The sequence below is a fragment of the Sphingobium sp. D43FB genome, from assembly GCF_002312805.1.
Taxonomy (GTDB): domain Bacteria; phylum Pseudomonadota; class Alphaproteobacteria; order Sphingomonadales; family Sphingomonadaceae; genus Sphingobium.
Genome location: NZ_NMUA01000005.1, coordinates 183,353 through 204,516, shown reverse-complemented (window position 1 = coordinate 204,516; position 21,164 = coordinate 183,353). Strand labels below are relative to the sequence as shown.

At 62.4% G+C, this 21,164-nt stretch carries 16 protein-coding genes, 1 tRNA gene and 2 pseudogenes; 12 read left to right on the top strand and 7 right to left on the bottom strand.

Annotated features, from left to right (window positions below):
- From SxD43FB_RS06880 to SxD43FB_RS06865, 4 genes and pseudogenes are all read left to right on the top strand, one after another.
- Positions 1 to 497, top strand: a pseudogene (locus SxD43FB_RS06880) (IS21 family transposase); the annotation flags it as partial.
- A complete protein-coding gene (gene istB / locus SxD43FB_RS06875; protein ID WP_096061534.1) occupies positions 494 to 1,339 on the top strand; it encodes an IS21-like element helper ATPase IstB in 846 nt (281 codons plus the stop codon). The pseudogene SxD43FB_RS06880 and the gene istB, both read left to right, overlap by 4 nt.
- A 101-nt stretch (positions 1,340 to 1,440) precedes the next feature.
- Positions 1,441 to 3,900, top strand: a pseudogene (locus SxD43FB_RS06870) (error-prone DNA polymerase); the annotation flags it as partial.
- A gap of 245 nt (positions 3,901 to 4,145) precedes the next feature.
- Positions 4,146 to 4,403 (top strand): AlpA family phage regulatory protein, encoded by a 258-nt coding sequence (locus SxD43FB_RS06865; RefSeq protein WP_096061533.1) that lies wholly within the window; start codon positions 4,146 to 4,148, stop codon positions 4,401 to 4,403.
- A gap of 54 nt (positions 4,404 to 4,457) precedes the next feature.
- Here SxD43FB_RS06865 and SxD43FB_RS06860 read toward each other — a convergent pair whose 3' ends face one another.
- The 4 genes from SxD43FB_RS06860 to SxD43FB_RS06845 form a co-directional block, all read right to left on the bottom strand.
- The gene (locus SxD43FB_RS06860; RefSeq protein WP_096061532.1) at positions 4,458 to 5,771 is read right to left on the bottom strand and encodes an integrase arm-type DNA-binding domain-containing protein; all 1,314 of its coding nucleotides are present in this window, start codon (positions 5,769 to 5,771) and stop codon (positions 4,458 to 4,460) included.
- 157 nt (positions 5,772 to 5,928) lie between these two features.
- A tRNA-Ile gene (locus SxD43FB_RS06855) sits at positions 5,929 to 6,004 on the bottom strand.
- Between the two features lie 25 nt (positions 6,005 to 6,029).
- Entirely contained in the window at positions 6,030 to 7,067 is a 1,038-nt protein-coding gene (locus tag SxD43FB_RS06850; protein WP_096061531.1) for a polysaccharide deacetylase family protein, read from the bottom strand.
- A 55-nt stretch (positions 7,068 to 7,122) separates the two neighbouring features.
- Positions 7,123 to 8,838, bottom strand: coding sequence for a HAMP domain-containing sensor histidine kinase (locus SxD43FB_RS06845; protein ID WP_176482687.1), 1,716 nt, complete (start codon positions 8,836 to 8,838; stop codon positions 7,123 to 7,125).
- 181 nt (positions 8,839 to 9,019) lie between these two features.
- Between SxD43FB_RS06845 and SxD43FB_RS06840 the strand changes: the two genes are divergently transcribed.
- Positions 9,020 to 9,493, top strand: coding sequence for an Lrp/AsnC family transcriptional regulator (locus SxD43FB_RS06840; protein ID WP_037473801.1), 474 nt, complete (start codon positions 9,020 to 9,022; stop codon positions 9,491 to 9,493).
- A gap of 15 nt (positions 9,494 to 9,508) precedes the next feature.
- On the opposite strand, the gene SxD43FB_RS06835 is transcribed toward SxD43FB_RS06840, so the two are convergent.
- Together SxD43FB_RS06835 and SxD43FB_RS06830 are read right to left on the bottom strand one after the other, a co-directional pair.
- Positions 9,509 to 10,753 carry a tetratricopeptide repeat protein gene (locus SxD43FB_RS06835; RefSeq protein WP_096061529.1) on the bottom strand — a complete coding sequence of 415 codons (1,245 nt, stop codon included), beginning with the start codon at positions 10,751 to 10,753 and terminating at the stop codon, positions 9,509 to 9,511.
- A gap of 109 nt (positions 10,754 to 10,862) precedes the next feature.
- Entirely contained in the window at positions 10,863 to 12,146 is a 1,284-nt protein-coding gene (locus SxD43FB_RS06830; protein WP_096061528.1) for a hypothetical protein, read from the bottom strand.
- A gap of 281 nt (positions 12,147 to 12,427) precedes the next feature.
- Between SxD43FB_RS06830 and gyrA the strand changes: the two genes are divergently transcribed.
- Positions 12,428 to 15,097 (top strand): DNA gyrase subunit A, encoded by a 2,670-nt coding sequence (gyrA, locus tag SxD43FB_RS06825; protein ID WP_096061527.1) that lies wholly within the window; start codon positions 12,428 to 12,430, stop codon positions 15,095 to 15,097.
- Complete coding sequence (locus SxD43FB_RS06820; RefSeq protein ID WP_096061526.1) at positions 15,094 to 15,441, top strand: DUF952 domain-containing protein; 348 nt, start codon at positions 15,094 to 15,096, stop codon at positions 15,439 to 15,441. The genes gyrA and SxD43FB_RS06820 overlap by 4 nt, the downstream gene beginning before the upstream one ends.
- On the opposite strand, the gene SxD43FB_RS06815 is transcribed toward SxD43FB_RS06820, so the two are convergent.
- The gene (locus SxD43FB_RS06815) at positions 15,438 to 16,547 is read right to left on the bottom strand and encodes a glycosyltransferase (RefSeq protein WP_096061525.1); all 1,110 of its coding nucleotides are present in this window, start codon (positions 16,545 to 16,547) and stop codon (positions 15,438 to 15,440) included. The two genes, SxD43FB_RS06820 and SxD43FB_RS06815, sit on opposite strands and share 4 nt — an antisense overlap.
- A gap of 53 nt (positions 16,548 to 16,600) precedes the next feature.
- Between SxD43FB_RS06815 and SxD43FB_RS06810 the strand changes: the two genes are divergently transcribed.
- The 5 genes from SxD43FB_RS06810 to accD all read left to right on the top strand — a co-directional run bounded on the left by SxD43FB_RS06810 (position 16,601) and on the right by accD (position 21,164).
- On the top strand, positions 16,601 to 17,479 hold the full coding sequence (locus tag SxD43FB_RS06810) for a lauroyl acyltransferase (RefSeq protein ID WP_096061524.1): 879 nt from the start codon (positions 16,601 to 16,603) through the stop codon (positions 17,477 to 17,479).
- Positions 17,480 to 17,510: 31 nt separating this feature from the next.
- Positions 17,511 to 18,155 (top strand): phosphoribosylanthranilate isomerase, encoded by a 645-nt coding sequence (locus tag SxD43FB_RS06805; RefSeq protein WP_096061523.1) that lies wholly within the window; start codon positions 17,511 to 17,513, stop codon positions 18,153 to 18,155.
- Positions 18,156 to 18,253: 98 nt separating this feature from the next.
- The gene (gene trpB / locus SxD43FB_RS06800; protein ID WP_096061522.1) at positions 18,254 to 19,495 is read left to right on the top strand and encodes a tryptophan synthase subunit beta; all 1,242 of its coding nucleotides are present in this window, start codon (positions 18,254 to 18,256) and stop codon (positions 19,493 to 19,495) included.
- A 2-nt stretch (positions 19,496 to 19,497) separates the two neighbouring features.
- Complete coding sequence (trpA, locus tag SxD43FB_RS06795) at positions 19,498 to 20,316, top strand: tryptophan synthase subunit alpha (protein ID WP_096061521.1); 819 nt, start codon at positions 19,498 to 19,500, stop codon at positions 20,314 to 20,316.
- Positions 20,313 to 21,164, top strand: a complete 852-nt coding sequence (gene accD / locus SxD43FB_RS06790) for an acetyl-CoA carboxylase, carboxyltransferase subunit beta (RefSeq protein WP_037473822.1) — start codon at positions 20,313 to 20,315, stop codon at positions 21,162 to 21,164. The genes trpA and accD overlap by 4 nt, the downstream gene beginning before the upstream one ends.

Below are 21,164 nucleotides of genomic sequence, written 5' to 3'. Positions count from 1 at the left end.
TGCCCTCACGGCTGATCGGGCATCGGCTGCGCGTTCGGCTTTACGATGATCGCCTCGATCTGTTCATCGGCGGCACTCACCTCATGACATTGCCGCGGGGGCGGTCGTTCAATAACGGCTCCCACGGCCATGTGGTCGATTATCGGCACGTCATCCATAGCCTGCGGCGCAAACCCATGGCGCTCCTGAAGTTGGTCTATCGTGACCAGCTCTTCCCAAGGGAACCTTATCGTCAGACCTTCGACCGGCTCATCGCCGCATTGCCTGAACGGATCGCTTGTCGGCAGATGGTAGAGCTATTGGCAATGGCGCACGAGCGAGCCTGCGAAGCCGAACTCGCGGAACTGCTGGCAGCCGACGTGGCTGCTAACCGTCTCCCCGACATGGATGCCTTGCGAATACGCTTCGCTCCCGATCCGGCGGCGCTTCCCGACGTGGTGGTGGAACTGGTCCCCCTTGTCACCTATGATGTTCTCCTGGCGGGAGAAGCCGCATGAGCCGGAACGCACCCGCTATCGACGCCCAGCGTCTGAGCCTCATCCTCAACGACCTGCGCCTGCCAGCAATCAAACTGATCTGGCCCGACTTTACCACGCGGGCAGACAAGGAAGGCTGGCCTGGGGCCCGCCTGCTTGCGGCGCTCGCTGAGCATGAGATCGCAGAACGGGACCGACGCCGGATCGAAAGGCATCTGGGCGAAGCCCGCCTGCCACTTGGCAAGACTCTCGACAGCTTCGCCTTCGATGCAGTGCCAATGATCTCCCGCGCCCGGGTGACGGCGCTGTGTTCTGGTGATGGCTGGCTCGAAAAAGGCGCCAACCTCATCTTCTTTGGTCCACCGGGTGGGGGTAAAACCCATCTGGCAGCCGCAATCGGCCTTGCGTTGATCGAAAATGGCTGGCGCGTCCTGTTTACCCGCACTTCCGACCTGGTCCAGAAACTTCAGGTTGCCCGCCGTGAACTGGCGCTCGAAGCCGCGATAGCCAAACTCGACAAATATCATCTGCTGATCCTCGATGACCTCGCATATGTGACCAAGGATCAGGCTGAAACGTCCGTCCTGTTCGAGTTGATCAGCGCACGGTACGAACGGCGTTCCACGCTCATCACCGCCAACCAGCCTTTTGGTGAATGGAACCGGGTCTTCCCCGATCCCGCCATGACGCTCGCCGCCGTAGATCGCCTCGTTCACCACGCGACAATCTTCGAGATGAATGTCGAGAGCTACCGCCGCCGCTCGGCGATCCAGCGACAATCACGCGCTGGTCGGCCACCGACCTTCGCGACAATCAAGTCCAACGAGGAAATGTCGCGCAGCGACAATCAAACCTGCGAGTAGCGCTTGCCAGCGTCAATCAAAGCAGGCACCACTTGAAAACCGCGACGATCAGTTCTCATCCTGATTGACGGAAACTTCTCATCCAGATCGCCGCGCCATATCGCACGGCGCAGGAGGCTCTGGCGGACCTCACCGAACAAGCGGCAGCCGCGATGTTTCCGGCTGGCCTGCCCTCAAAATATCGTCACCAGATCGACCATGAACTTCGGCTCATCGACCAGCTTGGCTACGCCCCTTATTTTCTGACGGTCAATGCGATCGTCATCGAAAGCCGTAGGCGCGGCATCCTCTGTCAGGGGCGCGGGAGCGCCGCCAACAGCTGCGTTTGCTATATGCTTGGCATCACCTCGATCGACCCGATCAAGCATGAACTGCTCTTCGAGCGCTTCGTCTCAGGTGAACGCAAGGAGCCGCCCGATATCGACGTCGATTTCGAGCATGAACGGCGCGAGGAGATCATCCAGTGGATCTACGAGACCTATGGCCGCGACCGCTCGGCACTGACGGCCGTTGTCACCCGCTATCGCACGCGCGGCGCGGTCGCCGAGGTCGGCAAAGCGCTCGGCCTTCCGCGTGATCTCACAAAGATGCTGACCGGCCTCGTCTGGGGCTGGTCTATGGATGGTATCAGCGAGAAGCAGATTGCCAGTGCCAATCTCAACGCCGACGACCATCGCCTGAGGCTGACGCTGGATTTGTCCCGCAGGCTGATCGGCACGCCGCGCCACCTATCCCAGCATCCGGGTGGATTCGTGCTGACGCAAGACCGGCTCGACGATCTCGTGCCGATTGAGCCCGCGCGCATGGAAGACCGGCAGATCATCGAGTGGGATAAGGATGATATCGACGCCCTAAAGTTCATGAAGGTCGATGTGCTGGGCCTTGGCATGCTTGGCTGCATGAACCGCGCTTTCAACTTGCTGGAGGAGCGGAAAGGAATCAAGGTCGGCATGGCCGACCTCCAGGATGATGATCCGGACGTCTATGCCATGATCCAGAAGGCCGATACCCTCGGCGTCTTCCAGATCGAAAGCCGGGCGCAGATGTCGATGTTGCCGCGGATCAAGCCCAACAAATTCTACGATCTCGTGATCGAGGTGGCGATCGTGCGGCCAGGTCCCATCCAAGGCGACATGGTCCATCCTTATCTTCGCCGGCGCGAGGGCAAGGAGACGCCCGAATATCCCAAGCCCGAGCTTCGTGCCGTGCTGGAGAAGACGCTGGGCGTGCCGCTCTTCCAGGAACAGGCGATGAAGGTCGCGATCGTCGGCGCGGGGTTCACGCCTGCCGAAGCCGATCAGCTCCGCCGCGCCATGGCGACATTTAAGCTCACCGGCGGCGTCAGCCATTTCTATGACAAGCTTGTCGGCGGCATGATCGCGCGGGGCTACCCCAAGGACTTTGCCGAGCGCACGTTCAAGCAGATCGAGGGCTTCGGCTCCTATGGCTTCCCCGAAAGCCACGCCGCCTCCTTCGCCAAGATCGCCTATGCCTCCTGTTGGATGAAGCATCATCATCCCGACGTCTTCTGCGCGGCGCTGCTCAACGCTCAGCCCATGGGCTTTTACGCCCCAGCGCAGATAGTCCGTGACGCCCGCAATCATGGAGTCGCGGTCCTTCCGGTATCCATTAACGACAGCCACTGGGACTGCACTCTTGAGACGAACCGAGGCCGCTATATGGCGGTTCGCTTGGGCTTCCGGCAGGTGCGAGGGTTAGCCAATGTTCATGGGGCTGCAATCGCCGGCGCGCGAGGTGCGGCACCCTATGAAAGCGTCGAGGAAGTCTGGCGGCGTGCTGGCGTACCCCGCGCCGCGATCGAGCGCCTGGCGGAAGCGAATGCCTTTCACTGCATCGCCGAGAGCCGGCGACAGGGGCTGTGGAAGGTAAAGGGTCTTGGCGAAGCGCCCCTCCCCCTATTCGCAGAAGCGGACGCGCGCGAGGCACAATTTTCGCCAGAAGGCCTCGAGCCGACTGTAGCCCTCAAGGCCATGACCGATGGCCGGGAGGTCGTCGAGGATTACCGCTCGTTGCAGCTTTCCCTGCGCGGCCATCCCATCGCTTTCCTCCGCGCAGAGCTCGACGCGATGAAAATCGTGCGCTGTGGTGATCTTCCCGCCCTCAAAGACGGCCGCAATATCGAGGTAGCGGGCGTCATTCTCGTGCGTCAGCGCCCCGGCTCGGCCAAGGGTGTGTTGTTCGTCACGATCGAGGACGAAACCGGCATCGCCAACGGCATTCTCTGGCCCGACCGGTTCGAGATTTACCGCCGCCAAGTAATGGCGGCGTCGATGATCGCGATGCGCGGCCGGCTGCAAAAGGAGGGCGAGGTCATCCACATCATCTGCGATCGCATCACCGATCATGACGATATGCTGCGCTCGATAGGTCGGACGCAGTTCAGCGTTGCGCCTGGCCGCGGCGACGGCGCCAGCAATGGCAGCGGCCCGGACCCCCGCGATCCAAGCTTACCGCGTGGACGCACATTAGGATCGCCGCCGTTCGGCACTGCGGCTGAACAGGAAGAACTACTCCCGATCCGGAGTCACGATTTCCACTAATTGGCTGTTCAAACGGTCAAAACAGTTGATCGCTATACGGGATCTCTCGCCAGAATAGCGGCGGAGAAACAGCAAACCGCATTCGCCAAAGAGCCCTGGCTCTTTGCTTCGCGCGCAGCCGGCTACCCCGCTTTTGGGGGATAGTAGCAGGGCCGCGTGGCAAGAGGCAATTGAACCGACCTTGAACCCCGCGGCAACTGGCGTCATATTGATTTTGGCGGGCAGACTTTTTTGGAAGTTGGCCCATGAATACCGTTCAGTCAGACACTCCCGCAATCGGATTACCCGCAGGCGACACACTCAAGCGAGATCGGCGTAAAGACCGTCTCATGAGGATAAGCTCCGTGATAGCGCGCACTGGTTTATCACGGACCACGATCTACCGACGCGAGTTGCGCGGCGAGTTTCCGAAGCGTGAAAAGTTGAGCGCCCGTTCCATAGCCTGGTACGAAAGCGACATTGACGACTTCGTCGCAAATCCCATGGGCTATCGCGCTGTGTGAACCGGATACGCCTCTGTGTCCGGCCCATCGCTACGCTCCGGATACAGGGGATTATCATCCCGTCGATCTCCTCGCGAGTAATGTCATCGGCTCGCGCAGACTAGCCGTGATCAGGTCGGCCCAAACTTGCATCAAGGCTCGGCGAGGCTTGAGGTATCGGGCCCGGTTATATGCCCATTCGGACGCAGAGACGCCTTCTGGAACATGCGCCAGGATCATGTCGATCATGACGCGGTCGCCGTCGCGCTCGAGTTCGGCGGCTCGCTCGTTCATGATTGTCGAGAAGGCCGATCGCCAGCCATGCGGGACCATGCGATTCTTGAAGCGGCCATTGGCCATACGTTTGTACATGCAGCTCACTGCAGCATCCGTCATCGGCTCGCGCCAGGACTTAGCATTCGGGAACAGATAGGGGCTCGTTCCGGTAACGACACGAATAGCGCGCAAAACATCGACTGCTTGCGAAGAGAGCGGCACGTCGTGACCAAAGCCCGGGTTGAACTTGTCTTCCAATTCAAGTTTCATTCGCTCGGCAGGAATGCGCCAAATCGCCTTTTCGCAACAGGCATCAGGCTTGGCCCAGTCAATGCCCTCAAATTCTGTCCAGGGCGCAGCCCTGAGGACACCGATTCGAACGGCCGTGAGCGCGAGCAGGCGAGAAGCAAGCTTGATAGCGATGCTGGATTTCGCCCGATCGACGCATTGCTGGAGGTCTAGAAGCTCAGGGATCGTCGTGAGAGCCGGTTGCCTCCTTCCCCGCCGTGCGGGCTTGAGAGCATCTCGAAGTTCGTCGATTTCCATGATCATCGCCACGGTCACGAGTTGTTCGCCCTTGGCTTTTCTGAAGACCGATCGAACGTAGCCCCGAACCCGCTTGGCGGTTTCAATAGACCCGCGCGCTTCGATGGACCTTAGCGCCCGAAGGATATCACTGCTCTCAATCATACCGATCGGTGTCGATCCGAAAACCGGGTAAAGATCCCGCTCGAAGCGATTGCGGACGCGCGTCGCGTTGGAAAGCGACCAAAGGGGCGCGTGATCCGATAACCATTCGTCGGCCACCCGGCGGAATGTTGCTTCGGCGGCATCCAGTTTCCGCTGCCGCTCTCGCCTTTTCTCCAGAACGGGATCTTTGCCTTCCAAGAGAAGGTCTCTGGCATCGTCACGCGCTACACGTGCTGCAGCGAGTCCGATCTGAGGGTATCGGCCAAAGCTCAGCAGCCTCTCCTTGCCACCGTGCCGATATCTGAACCGCCATGATTTTGTGCCGGCTGGTGACACCTGCAGAAACAGGCCATGCGCGTCGGTGAGCTTGTAAGTGCGGTCTTTAATTTTTGCGTTCTTGATGTCTGCGATTGTGAGAGTCATTTTTACCCCCAAACCGGCCTACTTTTACCCCCAATTTTACCCCGATTCGCGCGCAACATTGTGAAACGTCGCGCTACGATCTGAATAAACATCAGCCAATAAACCGTTCAAATTGAAGGGTTTATTGATACCATATGTGCTCTATGAATTGAAGCGTTGGTGGGCCCGGCAGGAATCGAACCCGCAACCTAGCCGTTATGAGCGGCCAGCTCTAACCGTTGAGCTACAGGCCCCACCTGAACGCGGGATTAGGCAGCATCAGGCGGCTTGGCAAGCCTCTGCGCGCATCGGAATAGCAGCCAGCAATTGATTCAGGGTCGCCGGGCGAACGCCACGATACGCCAGATGGTTCAACACCGCGTCCCACCACCTGTAAAAAGCAGTCCGATCCGCCTCGTCGCGCACATAGGGCGTATGGCCAGGCTCCAGCGTGGGCGAGTGAAAGCTGAAATTGAGCAATGGCACGCCTTCTTCCATCAAGGCGTCGATGGCCATCATCGCCTCCTGCGCGGAGACTCCTTCCGGTGTCAGCGGCACGCGGCTCAGCAATCGTGCCCGCGCCATCGCGCCCGCCAATGGCCCCATCGTCTGCGCCGCACGATACAGCCGTTCCCCCGCCCCGCGCAGCAGCCCGACGAAAGCGGTCGAAAGCGGCAGTTCCACCAACGTCCGGTTCGGCCCCGCCCAATAGGGCGTCAAAGGCATCCCGCGAAAATCCGGGCCATGCTGGCCGCTATAATCAAACCGACTGCGCACCGAACTGTCGAGCCGAAACCCCGCCGCTTCCAACAGCCGCGCACTGTTCGGACCGACGCCATAGCGCCCGGCCCGATAAGCGATCGGTCGCTGTCCGAATCGCTGTTCGATTCGGCGGCAGAGCGCTTCCAGCTTGGCCAATTCCACTGCTTCGGGGAGCGAGCCCGCATAACTGTTGGCGGCCGTCACCTCCTCGACATGCGGCGGATTGACCCAGGGATGAAGATGCGCGCCGATGTCGGCCGCACCGTCGCTCGCCCATTGGCCCATCATCGCCGCTGCCGCGTCGCAATCGACCACTGGATAGTCGGTGACATAGACGGGCTTCACCCCAGCGTCCGCGAAATAGCTCTGCCCTCGCGCCATGCCGGCCAATGCCGTGACGCCATGGCCCGTCCGGCTGAACGGCGCGTTCCAGTCGAATTCCTCTTCGGTATCGACAAACAGCATGAAGCGCGTGCCGAAATCCGGCGCCAGCGCAATCCGGTCCTGGGGTTGCGGTGAATCCAGCAGGTTACCGTCGAAGGGATGAGCGTTCATGCCCTTCGCTTTACCAGCCAATGGTTGCCATAGGGTTTCCCCCTGCCCTGATCGATCAGCCGAGGTCGGCCGCATCGTCGGCCATCGTCGCCGCCGGAATCGCCAGCAGCAACCGACCCGGTTCGATCTCCAGGCTGCCGTTACAACTTGCCGCCAGACTGCGGATCAACCGCAGAGAAAAGCCCAGGCCCAGCAGCGGGCCATCGGCCCAATCGCCATCGGCACCATAGCCGGGATCGAGCAATTGCCCTTCATCCAGCCCGGTCAGGCTCGACGGCCGATCAATCGCCAACACCACGCGCCCCGCGCCGCCATCGGGCTGAAACCAGCAGGCACCGGTCACCGTTTCCCCCGCGGGCGCGACGGAAATCAGCGTGCGTAAAAGATGCTGCACCATGCGTTCACCCTGCACCGGATCTATCCGCACGTGCGGCAAGGCGGGGGCGATGGCGATATCGATGGCCGATCCACCCGCTATCGCTTGGTCGTCGAACCGCGCCGCGATCTGTGTCACCAGCTGATCGGGGTCCATCAGTTCAGGCGCGCCCGAACCATCGCCACGCGATACGCGGGCGGCAAGGTCCAGATCGTCGAACGCGGCCAACAAATGCCGCGCGTCGACGGCGATCTTGCCCGCCATGTCGCGATATTCGACCCCGGCCGCGCCAAATAATTCCTGCTCGATAATCTCGGCAAAGCCCAGGATCGCGTTTAGGGGCGTGCGCAGTTCGTGGACCAACTGCCGCAGGGAATCGGAGGACAGACCGCTGATGGCGGCCTGTTCGGGCTGAGCTGCAACTTCATGCAGATAGGGCCGCCGCGCCTGTCCGCGATAGCCCTGAAAACGGCCAGACCGGGGGTCGAAAAAGGGGGTGGCCGACAAACGCCATTCGCCGTCCATCCGTCCACCAACGATGGTGAAGCGGCCATTTTGAAAACCGCTGCGCCGGGCAAAGGCCCCCGCAACATGGCCGTCCGGCCCACTTCCGCCATCCAGCGCCACATCACCCAGCGACAGCCCGATCAGCGCAGCGCGTGGACCTTGGTCGACCCATAGCAGAATGCCCGATGCGTCGGTTTCAAACGCGAATTGGCGCGGCGCTTCGATGGCATGGGCGTTTTCGGGTGCGGAGGCGACGCCGATGGGTCGGCGCGTGCTGGTGAAATGGGCGATCCGATCGACCAGATTGCGGATCTGGTCCTGATCCTGCGCGGGTGGACGCAGCGGCGTGACGACCGCCGATGGCTGCGGCGCAACCGGTTCCGCCGCCATCTCTTGTGTCAGCAGCATATCGGCCTCGCCGACCATATCCTGCCGTTCGGTGGTCAGCACCAGATCAACCGAGCCGAAGGCTTCCAGCGCCTTGCGCGCCAGCGGGCCGACATCCCGGCGTCCGCGCAAGACCCCCCGTGCGGTCGGGGTCAGCCGGGGTAGCAGTTCCGCCCAGGTCGCATCGGGCAATTGCGCCCGCGCCATCGCCGCTGCCGCAATCGCGGGACGGTCCTTGGCAAAGAATACGACCAGGCTGGCGGACCGGAGCCGTCGCCCAAGTTCCACGACCGTCGCGATCCGCTGCGTTTCGGATATGGCAGGGCGCAACCCTTCCAGGCGATCGAGCAACATGTCCCGATCCGATGCCGCCATGGGCACGCGGTCGGCGCGATCATGCTGCGCCATCAGGTCGACACATTGGCGCCAGGATGTCACCGCACCCAGTCCCGCACGGTCATCCGCCGCCAGCACTGTTTGCATGAGATCGTTAAAACGCACCGAAAATCCTCATCATCCGCGTCGCGCGGTCCATTGGACCTATCGTTAGGCGTTCCTCCCCGCAAGGGAAAGGACGGGACGCAGCGCGATCAAAAAGGATCGTCGCATAGTGGGACAATTGCATTGCTCTGAAACATTATTATGATGGGTGCTTCGAACAAGACAGGAAATAAGCACAATAATGGCCGGGCCGAATATCGACGACATCGACTTGCAGATCCTTGGAGAGCTGCAGGAGGATGGCAGGATGACCAATGTGGAACTGGCGCGCAAAGTGGGCTTGACCGCCCCGCCATGCCTGCGCCGCGTCCGCGCGCTGGAGGAAGCCGGGGCCATCACCTCCTATCATGCGGTGGTAGATCCCGGCATGCTGGGCTACACCATCACCGTCTTCGCTATGGTCAGCCTCAAGAGCCAGGCGGAAGCCGACCTGATGGCATTTCAGGACCATATAGCCTTGCTGCCCGAAGTGCGCGAATGCCATATGCTGAATGGCGAGATCGACTTTATCCTGAAGGTCGTAGCCAAGGATTTGCAGAGCTTCCAGCAATTTCTGACATCGAAATTGACGCCCGCGCCCAATGTCGTGAGCGTCAAGACGTCGTTGACCATTCGCACGTCGAAAAATCTGCCGGGGGTGCCGCTGCCGGTCTGACCCGGCAGCGCGCAATCAAGCCGCTTTGCGGCTCTGCTGTTCGACCCATACAGACCAGAAGCCGGCGACACTCGCCCAATCCCCGGTCGCCTGTCCAAGCGCGGCCTGCGCGCCCGGCAGATCACCCGAACGGGCAAGCGCAACGCCCAGCCGCGCGTTGATGCGCCCGGCATCGACACCGCCTTTGGTGAGCGCGATACGATAATGTTCGACCGCCTGGGGATATTGGCCCAAAGCGAAATAGCTATCCGCCAGCGATGCCGCATCCTTGCCGCTCGATGCGTTGGCGGCTTTCTTGGCCAGCACGGGCAGGCCAGCAATTTCCTTGGTCGCCTTGGGCGTAACGCTGGTCAGCAACTTGCTGGTGGTTGCCTGTGTCGGCGTCAGCTTGCCGCCCTTGCGCCCCGCTTCGATGATTGCCTTGGCTTCGGCGTAATAGCCCGCCTTTTCGGCCAATTGCGCATAGGACTGATAATCCCGTTCGCTCGCCATCGCGCCATTTGCAGCTTGCAGACGATAGAGGTCCAGTTGCAATTGCGGCTCGACGTCACCGGCCGCCAGATAATTGGTCAGCGCCGAGCGCCATTCTTCCTTGTCGCCCGCCTGCCCCAGACGATCGCGATAGAGTTGCCCGACTTCAGCCCAATCGCGCGCTTGATAGGCCATCGACAAGGCGCGGTCGGTCCAGGCGATCGGCACGGGCTGACCCGACGCGCGCTGCTGGGCGATAGCCTCCTGCACGAAACGACGCGCATCCTTGGGCTTGTTACGGCGTAGCGCTATGTCGGCGCGCAACATGGTGGCATCGACCCCGGCATAGCCGAGCGTCTTGGCATAATCGAGTTGCGCGGTGGCATCGTCATAATTGCCGACCTGATAGGACAGATAGGCCGCGACAAAGCGCAAACGCGGCGCAGCCGTTGCAGGCAAGGCGCTCGTCTTGAACAGATCGGTCAGCGCGATGCGCTGCGCCTGCACGTCAGCCCGCAACACTGCCAGCTGATACCGCAAGCTGGCCGTCGCATAGGATTCGAAATCATTGGTCGGAACCAGGGCACCAATCCGCGCGCTGGCCGTGCTCACATCGCGCGCCTTGACGGCGGCATCAGCCGACTGCAACGCGGCGCGAAACGTGTCTGACATGGTGATGGGCGGCCCTGCCACAACCAGCTTCTTTTTCGCCATGGCAGGTGCTGCGGCCAACAGGGTAGCCGTCAGGGCCACCGACAGGCCGGAGGTCAAAATAGTCAATCGCCGCATGGCCTTACAGGCCTCCCCACATGCACTGCCGGGATGATCCCCGGCCTCAATCCCGTCTATGCATCAAGCCGGATCGGCGCGCCACCCCAAGAGATGGCGCGCCCGTCGGTCAGGCGCCCTTGCTGCCCAGATAGGCCAGCCACAGACCGGCGATCTGCTTGCGCGCGCCACCCTGCACGGCTTCGAAAGCGGCCTTGGCGGCGGCATTGTCACCCGCCTTCATCTTGGCGATGCCCATGCGGGTGTTGACTTCGTCGGCATCGACGCCGCCCTTTTCCTTGGCGAGTTCGAACATCGATGCCGCCTTGGCATAGTCGCCATAGCCAAGATACGCGTCGGCCGTGGCCGCCGCGATCTTGCCATTGGCAGCCTTGCGAGCATCGGCTTCCGCCGCGCCCAGCGTGCTCTTGTCACCCGCGATGCGGCCGGTCGCGGTCTGATACAGGTCAGCGCCCTGCGTAGCGTTCAAGACATTCTTGGAACGGCCAAGGTCGATCGAGGACTTGACCTCGCCATAGATGCCCGTCTTCGATGCCATTTCGGCAAATTCCAGATAGTCACCAGCGACAACCAAACCATCCGACGCCGCCAAGAGGCGCAATACGTCCAGATTTTCGCGGTTGGTAATGTTCGGGTTGGCGCGCTGGAACAGGCGTACCAGCGTCCGCAAATTGGTGCCGCTGGGTTCAGCCTGATAGGCCATCTTCGCCCATTCGGTGACGTCCGGCAGCTTGGCGGCTTCGGCCCGGCCAACGCCGATCTGATACCATTGCGCTGGCACCTGCTGTCCCGATGCCTTCATCGCCTCTGCGGCCGCCTTGAGCGCGTTCAGACCCTGCACATTGAAGCCACGAGCCGGTTCGACGGTCGCATTGGTCGTGCCTGCCTTGCCGAAATAAGCTTGCGCCAGGGTCGGGTTGACGCTTTCCGACTTTGCGCCCGCTGCCAGCGCGGCTTGAGCGCGCTGGATGGCGAGGTCGTAATTCTTGGCATCAAGTGCCTGGTTCGCCGCGATCGAGTTGAACTGTCCGGCCTGTTCCGGTGGCGTCAGACCGCTGTCCAGCATCTGGGTCAGCGCTTCGCTCTGCATCGCCGCATCCTTGGACGCGATCGACGTGTTCAGCTTGATGGCACCGATCTGATATTTGTCATCGTTCGACACGGCTTTGCTGTCGGCTTCCGCCAGCGCAGCCTTGGCACCGGCAAAATCCTGCGCCTCGGCGGCCTTCTGCGCCGTCTGCAGCGACTTGATGACTTCGGGCGAGACGTTCAGCTTGGGGCCAGCTGCCTTTTCTTCCTTCTTGTCCTTCTTGGCGGCGAAAGCAGGGGCCGAAACGGCACCGCCGGTGACGGCCAGAGCCAGTACAAGCGCAAACGGGGTAACAAAACGCATAATCCTCATCTCCTATGCACGCCTGGCCGATGGCTAGAGGCGCGTTTTGGGGTTGAACGCCGATTAGGGGTCGGCGCGTGAATGGGCATTGAACAAGCCTATATCGGCTGATTTTGCAACTGTCATGCCCGCAGCTTCGTTCCAGCAAGGTCAATGCGATAGCAGCCCGGCTTGTTGATCCCCCGCGCGAGCGCGTGTCTGCGCGCGAGGGGTGACAGATTTGTTTCGCTCGGCTAGAGATCGCGGGACACAGCCAACATCATCGAAAAAAGAGAATCGCATTGACCGACGAGACTGTCCTCGCCGACCCTTCGGACATCAGCCCCGTCTCCATCGTCGAGGAGATGAAGACCAGCTATCTCGACTATGCGATGTCCGTCATCGTTTCTCGTGCCCTGCCGGACGTGCGCGACGGGTTGAAGCCGGTTCATCGCCGCATTCTCTTTTCCGCCCAGGAATCGGGCTTTCTCTACAACCGCCCCTATCGCAAGTCCGCCCGCCTCGTCGGCGAGGTGATGGGTAAATATCACCCGCATGGCGATAGTTCGATTTACGACGCCTTGGCGCGGATGACGCAGGACTGGTCGATGCGCGTGCCGCTGATCGACGGTCAGGGCAATTTCGGCTCGATGGACCCCGATCCGCCAGCCGCCATGCGCTATACCGAAGCGCGATTGGCCAAGGTGGCCGGCGCGCTGCTCGAAGATCTCGACAAGGACACCGTCGATTTCACACCCAACTATGATGCGTCGGAACATGAGCCGCAGGTTCTACCCGCCCGCTTCCCCAATCTGCTCGTCAATGGCGCAGGCGGCATTGCCGTTGGCATGGCGACCAACATTCCGCCCCATAATCTCGGCGAAGTGCTGCGCGCCTGCCTCGCCTATATCGACAATCCCGGCATCACGACCGACGAGTTGATCGCCATTGTTCCCGGTCCCGATTTCCCGACCGCCCCGCTGATCCTGGGCCAGTCGGGCGCGAAGTCGGCCTATCATACCGGCCGCGGCTCGATCATGATGCGCTCGCGCTATGTGATCGAGGAAGGGCGCGGCGATCGCCAATCGATCGTCCTGACCGCCATCCCCTATCAGGTCGGCAAGAACGGCCTGGTCGAGAAGATCGCCGAGGCAGCCAAGGAAAAGCGGATCGAAGGCATCAGCGACATCCGCGACGAATCCAGCCGCGAAGGCGTGCGGATCGTGATGGACCTCAAGCGCGACGCTACGCCCGAAGTCGTGTTGAACCAATTGTGGCGCAACACGCCTGCCCAGTCGAGCTTCCCCGCCAACATGCTCGCCATTCGCGGCGGTCGCCCCGAATTGCTGGGCCTGCGCGAGATCATCGATGCCTTCATCAAATTCCGCGAAGAGGTCATCACCCGCCGCACCAAGTTCGAGCTGAACAAGGCACGCGAACGGGCGCATATCTTGCTCGGCCTGGTCGTCGCCGTCACCAATCTCGATGAGATGGTCAAGATCATCCGCGGTTCGTCCAGCCCGGCCGAAGCCCGCGAAAAGCTGCTGGCGCGCGAATGGCCGATCAGCGAGATCGCCCATTATATCCGCCTGGTCGAAGCCATCGACACCGAGATTTCGGGTGAAGTCTACAAGCTGTCGGAAGTGCAGGTCCGCGCCATCCTCGACCTGCGCCTGCATCGCCTGACGGCGCTGGGTCGCGACGAAATCGGGAAGGAACTGGCTGGTCTGGCCGAAGCCATCGCCGAGTATCTCGCCATCCTGGGCGACCGGGTGAAGCTCTACGCCGTGATGCGCGAAGAACTGGAAGCGATCGAACGCGAATTCGCGACACCGCGCCTGTCTGAAATCACGGCGGCTGCCGACGGGATCGATGACGAGGATCTGATCGAGCGCGAGGAGATGGTCGTCACCGTCACGGTGCAAGGCTATATCAAGCGCACCCCACTTGAGAGTTTCCGGGCGCAGGCGCGCGGCGGCAAGGGCCGGTCGGGCATGGCGACCAAGGATGAGGATGCGATCACCGAATTGTTCGTGACTTCGACTCACACGCCGGTCCTCTTCTTCTCGACCGCGGGCAAGGTCTATCGCATGAAGGTCTGGCGCCTGCCCGAAGGTGGTCCGGCCACGCGCGGCCGCCCGATGGTCAATCTGCTGCCGCTGGCGGCGGGCGAAACCATCCAGACCGTCCTGCCTTTACCGGAGGATGAGGAAAGCTGGAAGGATCTGCACGTCATGTTCGCAACGGCGAACGGCACGGTGCGCCGCAACAGTATGGATGCCTTCGCCAATGTGCCGAGCAACGGCAAGCTCGCCATGCGCTTCGATGAAGGCAGCGACGATCGGCTGATTGGCGTGGCGCTTCTGTCGGAAGACGACGACGTGCTGCTCGCCACCCGTCAGGGCAAGGCGATCCGTTTCGCCTCGACCGATGTGCGCGAATTCCAGAGCCGCACCTCGACCGGTGTGCGCGGCATGACGCTCAAGGGCGATGACGAAGTCATCTCCCTCTCCATCCTCCACCGCTCCGGCGCCGATCAGGAACAGCGTGAAGAATATCTGCGCTTCGCTCCCTGGAAGCCGGAGAAGGAAGGCGAGATGGCCGATCAGGCGATGTTTGCGCTGATGCGTGAGCGGGAGCAGTTCATCCTGACCGTCTGCGCCAATGGCTATGGCAAATTGTCGTCTGCCTATGACTATCGCCGCACCGGGCGCGGGGGTCAGGGCATCACCAATATCGACAATATCGGCCGCAACGGCCCCGTGGTCGCCAGCTTCGCCGCAACCCAGGGTGACCAGTTGATGCTGGTCACCGATCAGGCCAAGCTCATTCGCATGGGATTGGACAGCCTGCGCGTCATCGGCCGCAATTCGGCGGGCGTGCGCCTTTTCGACGTCGCCAAGGACGAGCATGTCGTCAGCGCCGCCAAGATCGAGGAAAATGAAGACGCGCCGGAGGCCGAAGAGGCGTGAGCGACCTCTTCGCCTACAAGATATTGACCGCCGAGCAATATGATCAGTTCAAGGCCGATGGCGTCTTCAAGGGTGCGCCGGTCGACCTGGCCGATGGCTATATCCACTTGTCGACCCGCGATCAGGCGGCCGAAACGGTCGCCAAACATTTTGCGGGGCAGGACCGACTGGTCATGGTGATGGTCGACCTCGCCCCCTTTGGCGAGGCGATCCGCTGGGAGGAGTCGCGCGGCGGTGCGCTCTTCCCGCATCTCTATGCCGACCTGCCGATCAGTGCGGTAGCGGGCAAGGTCGTGCTGCGCATCGGCGACGATGGCACCCATTCCTTTCCCGCAGGCTTTTAAGGCGCGACCCGCGCCATCCGCGCTACCTTCCCGCGCTGCATCCAATAGTCCCAACCGCCCCAGCGTATATGGTTGGACGTGGCCGCCATCGCTTGCACGACCAGATGCGCCCAGCTTACGGCAAAGGGCGCGATACAGTCCCACCAAAGCGAGCACGTGGCGCGCTTTGCCTGGTCCGGCTCCAGCACCGCTGCGATGATCCGCCGCCGCACCACTGCCCTGCCCCAGGCCGCGGCATAGCCGATCGCGATCGCTCCTGAGCCGCCCCAGCCCAGCGCCCACACCCATAGGCCCGCCTGCACCGCCACCACCGCCGTCGCCAGCGCCCACATGCCCAGATTGTTGGTGGCGATATGCCTATATTGCCGCACGCCAAACCTGAACAGGTCGCCCGCACGTCCGTCAAGCGGACTCGCGACCAGCAGATCGCGCACCGGCCGCAGTCGCAGTTTCGCGCGCCAGCCGGCGAGGCCGATCGCCATATCGTCGGACAGGCGCCCGGCCAGCACCGCATCCAACTCCAGCCGCTCCGCCACCGCGCGAGACAGCGCCATTGCCCCACCCCAAGGCATGGTCGCACTCGCGGCACGCGGCAGCGTTGCCAATTGCATCTCGACCGCGCCGACCATTGCGGCCATCAATCCTCGCCCCGGCAGCAACAGCCGATAGCCCGTGACGATATCCGCCTTGTCGCGCACCAGCGGAAAGAGGAGCCGACCGACCAGCCGCGCAGGCGGCTCGATATCGGCGTCGATAAAGACCAGCCATCGGTCATCGGGTCGCAGTGCCTGCAAGGCAGCGCGGAGCTTGTGGACCTTCTGCCCCTCGTCCGTCGCTATGCCAGCATGCACGACCTGCACACCCTCGCTGACTAGCGCCTCCGCAGCAGGGCAAGCCCCCGAAGTCGCGATCAGCAGTCGAAACGGGGCGGTTTGCGCCGCCAACCGCCCCATCAACGCCGCACCGCCGTCCCAATCGTCGCGCACGCTCAGGATCACGACTACGCCATCGGGCCTTTCCTCCCGGCGATCGAGGGGCAGATGTCGCCAATAATTGACGACCCCCAGCAGCGTCAGTCCCTGAAGGACAATCCAGACCCAGATCATGACCGCCGCGCACCTCTTTACCGTCTCGCCGCCTGCTGTATGACGGCAGGCTTATGCTCTCCAACCCCTTTCTTTTCTCGCTGATGCGGGTGCTGCCCGCCCGCTCGGCCTCCTGGCTTGGCGGATGGCTGTCCGTCCATGTCGCGCGCCCGCGCATGAAGCTGCGCGATGCCCGTGCGCGCGCCAATCTCGCCCTGCTCCGCCCTGATCTGGACGAGGCCGCGCAGGAAGCGATGCTCACCCGCCGCTGGCGCAACATCGGGCGGACGCTGGCCGAACTCGCCAATGTCGATCGGCTGGTGAACGACGCGCATGTCGAGGTCGTCGATCGCGAAGGCTATGAGGCGGTGCTGGACGGACCACGCCCCTTGCTCGCCTTGTCGTTGCATCTGGGCAATTGGGATTTGCTGGGCGCGCATGGCAAGGCGTTGACCGACCGACCGGGCCTCGGCGTCTATGCGCCGCCCCGTGACGAGAGGACGGCGGCGCAGCTGCAAAAGGCGCGGCAAAGCTATATGGGCGAAACCATCACCGGCGATGGCGCGGCGCGCCGCATATTGAAGCATCTGACCAGCCATCCGCGCGCCAGCCTCTATATCCTGCTCGATGAACGGCGCGATTTTCAGGTCTGGTTTCCTAAATTGGGTCGCACCCTTCCACCGTCGGGCAATCTGTCCGTCGCGTTGCGCCTGGGGCGCAAGGTCAATGCCCGCTTCCTGCCCTTCTATCTCGCGCGGACGAACGGACCCCACTTCCGGCTGCACTGGCACCCGCCGCTCGACCCGCTGACGATGAGCGACGAAGAGATCGTCGCGGCGGCCGACGCCTTTCTGGGGCAGGCCTGCATTACCCATGCCGACGAATGGCTGGCGCTCCATGATATGGACCTGACCCAGCCGGGCCATGCGCCCACTGCCCCACCGGTCATGTGACTTGGGCGCACTTGCCCGCTAAAGCCCCTGCATGTCCCGACTCGCGATCAAGATCTGCGGCCTTTCCACGCCCGACACCGTTGGCGCAGCCGTGCGCGCAGGGGCGAGCCATATCGGCTTTGTCCATTTCGCCAAAAGCCCGCGCCATGTCGATGCGGCCCAGATCGCCGCGCTGGCCGCAATCGCACCTGCGCACATGGAAAAGGTCGGCGTCGTGGTCGATCCCACTGACGATCTGCTGGTCCAACTGACCAGCGGCGGCGCGCTCACCGCGCTGCAACTCCATGGCAAGGAAAGCCCGCAACGCGTCGCCGCCATCGGCCAGCGCTTCGGCCTGCCCGTCTGGAAGGCGATATCGGTCAAAACCCGCGCAGACATTGATGCCGCCACTGCCTATGTCGGTGCAGTCGATCTGTTGCTGTTCGATGCCAAGACGCCCGATGGCGCGGCCTTGCCCGGCGGCATGGGAATGCGCTTCGACTGGACGCTGCTGCGTGGCCTTTCGATCCCAATGCCCTGGGGCCTGTCGGGCGGATTGTCGGCCGACAACGCGGCCGAAGCCGTCCGCATAACCGATGCCCCGCTGATCGACGTATCTTCCGGCGTGGAAAGCGCACCCGGCATCAAGAGTGTGGACAAGATCATGGCCTTCTGCAAAGCGGTATCCGCATGTTGACGCTCACCGCTCCTGTCGAGCGCATCGGGATACGATGGCGCTGATCGCTTCTCCCTTGATCGAAGCGAACCGCCCTTCATGCCTGAAAGATTGAAATCATGACCGACACGATAACCTTGCCCAACAGCCTGCGATCGCAGCCCGATGCCAATGGCCATTTCGGTGCCTTTGGTGGCCGCTATGTCGCCGAGACGCTGATGCCGCTGATCCTCGACCTCGAAAAAGTGTATCGAGCGGCCAAGGACGACCCGTCATTCGAGGAGGAATATGACCATCTCCTCAAACATTATGTCGGCCGCCCCAATCCGCTTTATTATGCCAGCCGCCTGACCGAAGCGGTGCGTGCCAATGCGCCGACGGGCAAGGGCGCGAAAATCTATCTGAAGCGCGAGGAGTTGAACCACACCGGCGCGCACAAGATCAACAATTGCATAGGCCAGGCGCTACTCGCCCGCCGCATGGGCAAGAAGAAGGTGATCGCGGAAACCGGCGCTGGTCAGCATGGCGTCGCCACCGCAACCGTCGCCGCGCTGTTCGGCATGGAATGCAAGATATTCATGGGCGCCAAGGATGTGGAGCGCCAGCGCCCCAACGTCTTCCGCATGAAGCTGCTGGGGGCCGAGGTCATTCCGGTCACCTCCGGGTCGGCGACGCTCAAGGATTCGATGAATGACGCGCTGCGCCACTGGGTGTCGAATGTGCATGACACATTCTACATCATCGGCACGGCGGCGGGTCCGCACCCCTATCCTGAAATGGTGCGCGATTTTCAGTCGATCATCGGCAAGGAAACCCGTGCCCAGATCATGGAAGCCGAAGGCCGATTGCCCGACATGCTGATCGCGCCGGTCGGTGGCGGGTCGAACGCCATCGGCATGTTCCATCCCTTTCTGGACGACCCCGACGTTGCGATGATCGGCGTGGAAGCGGCGGGCGAAGGTCTGACGGGCAAGCATGCAGCTTCGCTTGCGGGCGGCGCGTCGGGCATCCTCCACGGCAACCGCACCTATCTGTTGCAGGACGAGGATGGCCAGATCACCGAAGCGCACAGCATTTCGGCGGGGCTGGATTATCCCGGCATCGGCCCGGAGCATAGCTGGTTGCACGAGATCGGCCGGGTCAAATATATGCCCATCACGGACGATGAGGCGCTTGCGAGTTTCCAGAAGCTCTCCGCGCTGGAAGGCATCATCCCCGCGCTCGAATCCGCCCATGCCATCGCCGCTGCCGAACAGGTCGCGCCGACCATGGATGCGGACAAGATCATCGTCATCAACCTTTCCGGCCGGGGCGACAAGGACATCTTCACCGTCGCCGAAGCGCTGGGAGTGGAAATGTGAGCATGACTGACCGCCTCTCGACCCGCTTCGCCACCTGCAAGGCGCAAGGCCGCGCCGCGCTGATCACTTTCGTGACAGCCGGTGATCCCGATGTCGCGGCAACGCCCGCCATCCTCGACGCGCTGGTCGCGGGTGGCGCGGACATCATCGAACTGGGCATGCCCTTCACCGATCCGATGGCCGATGGCCCCGCGATCGAACTGGCCAATCTGCGCAGCCTGGGGTCGGGCACCAAGACGAAGCATATCTTCGCGCTAGCCGCCGAGTTTCGTGCGCGGCATCCCGATACGCCGCTGGTGCTGATGGGCTATGCCAATCCGATGCTAGTGCGCGGGTCCGACTGGTTCGCTGATCAGTGCAAGGCCGCTGGCGTCGATGGCGTCATCTGCGTCGATGCGCCGCCGGAGGAGGATGCCGAGATCGGCCCGGCGCTGCGCGGCGCGGGCGTTCACCTCATCCGCCTCGCCACCCCAACGACCGATACCGCGCGCCTGCCTGCGGTGCTTCAAGGCGCAAGCGGTTTTCTCTATTATGTCTCCGTCGCTGGTATCACTGGCAAACAGCAGGCGGCCCAGGCCAATATCGACATGGCCGTCGGCCGTCTGAAAGCCGCCACGGACCTGCCGGTCGCGGTCGGTTTCGGCGTCCGCACGCCCGAACAGGCCGCCGCCATCGGCCGGATCGCCGATGGTGTCGTCGTCGGCTCGGCCATTGTCGATATCGTTGGCAGCCATGGCGATGCCGCTGCACCCTTCGTTCAGCAATTCGTCGCCGCCCTGTCCGGCGCGCTCACCCCCAAAATCCAAGAGACTGCCGCATGAGCTGGATCAACCGCGTCCGCAAGGCCATCCCCTTCATCGCCCGGAAGGAACAGACCGCCGAGACATTATGGCATAAATGCCCATCCTGTTCGGAGATGCTGTTCATCAAGGAGTGGGAGGATAATCTCTCCGTCTGCCCGCGTTGCGACCATCATGGCCGCATCGGCCCGGCTGAGCGGTTCGAGCAGATCCTCGACGCCGGTTTCATCCTGCTGCCGACGCCACAGGTGCAGGAAGACCCGCTCAAATTCCGCGACACCAAACGCTATCCCGATCGCATCCGCGCGGCACGCGCCGCGACCGGCGATCAGGACGCGCTGATCAACGCGCGCGGCGCGATCGACGATGTGCCGCTGGTGCTGGGCGTGCAAAATTTCGCCTTCATGGGCGGCTCCATGGGCATGGGCGTGGGCGCGGCTTTCATTCAGGGCGTCAATGACGCGATCGCCCATCATTGCCCCTATGTCATCTTCACCGCCGCAGGCGGCGCGCGGATGCAGGAAGGCATTTTGTCGCTGATGCAGATGCCCCGTTCCACCGTGGCGATCCAGAAGCTGCACGCGGCGGGCCTGCCCTATATCGTCGTGCTGACCGATCCGACCACCGGCGGCGTGACGGCAAGCTATGCGATGCTGGGCGACGTGCAGATCGCCGAACCCAATGCCCTGATCGGCTTTGCTGGCCAGCGCGTCATTGAAAGCACGATCCGCGAGAAGCTGCCCGAAGGGTTCCAGCGCGCCGAATATCTGCTCGACCATGGCATGATCGACATGGTGGTCCATCGTCATGAACTGCGCGATACGCTGGCGCGCGTGATCGGCTATCTTACGCCGCGCATCGCTGCCTGA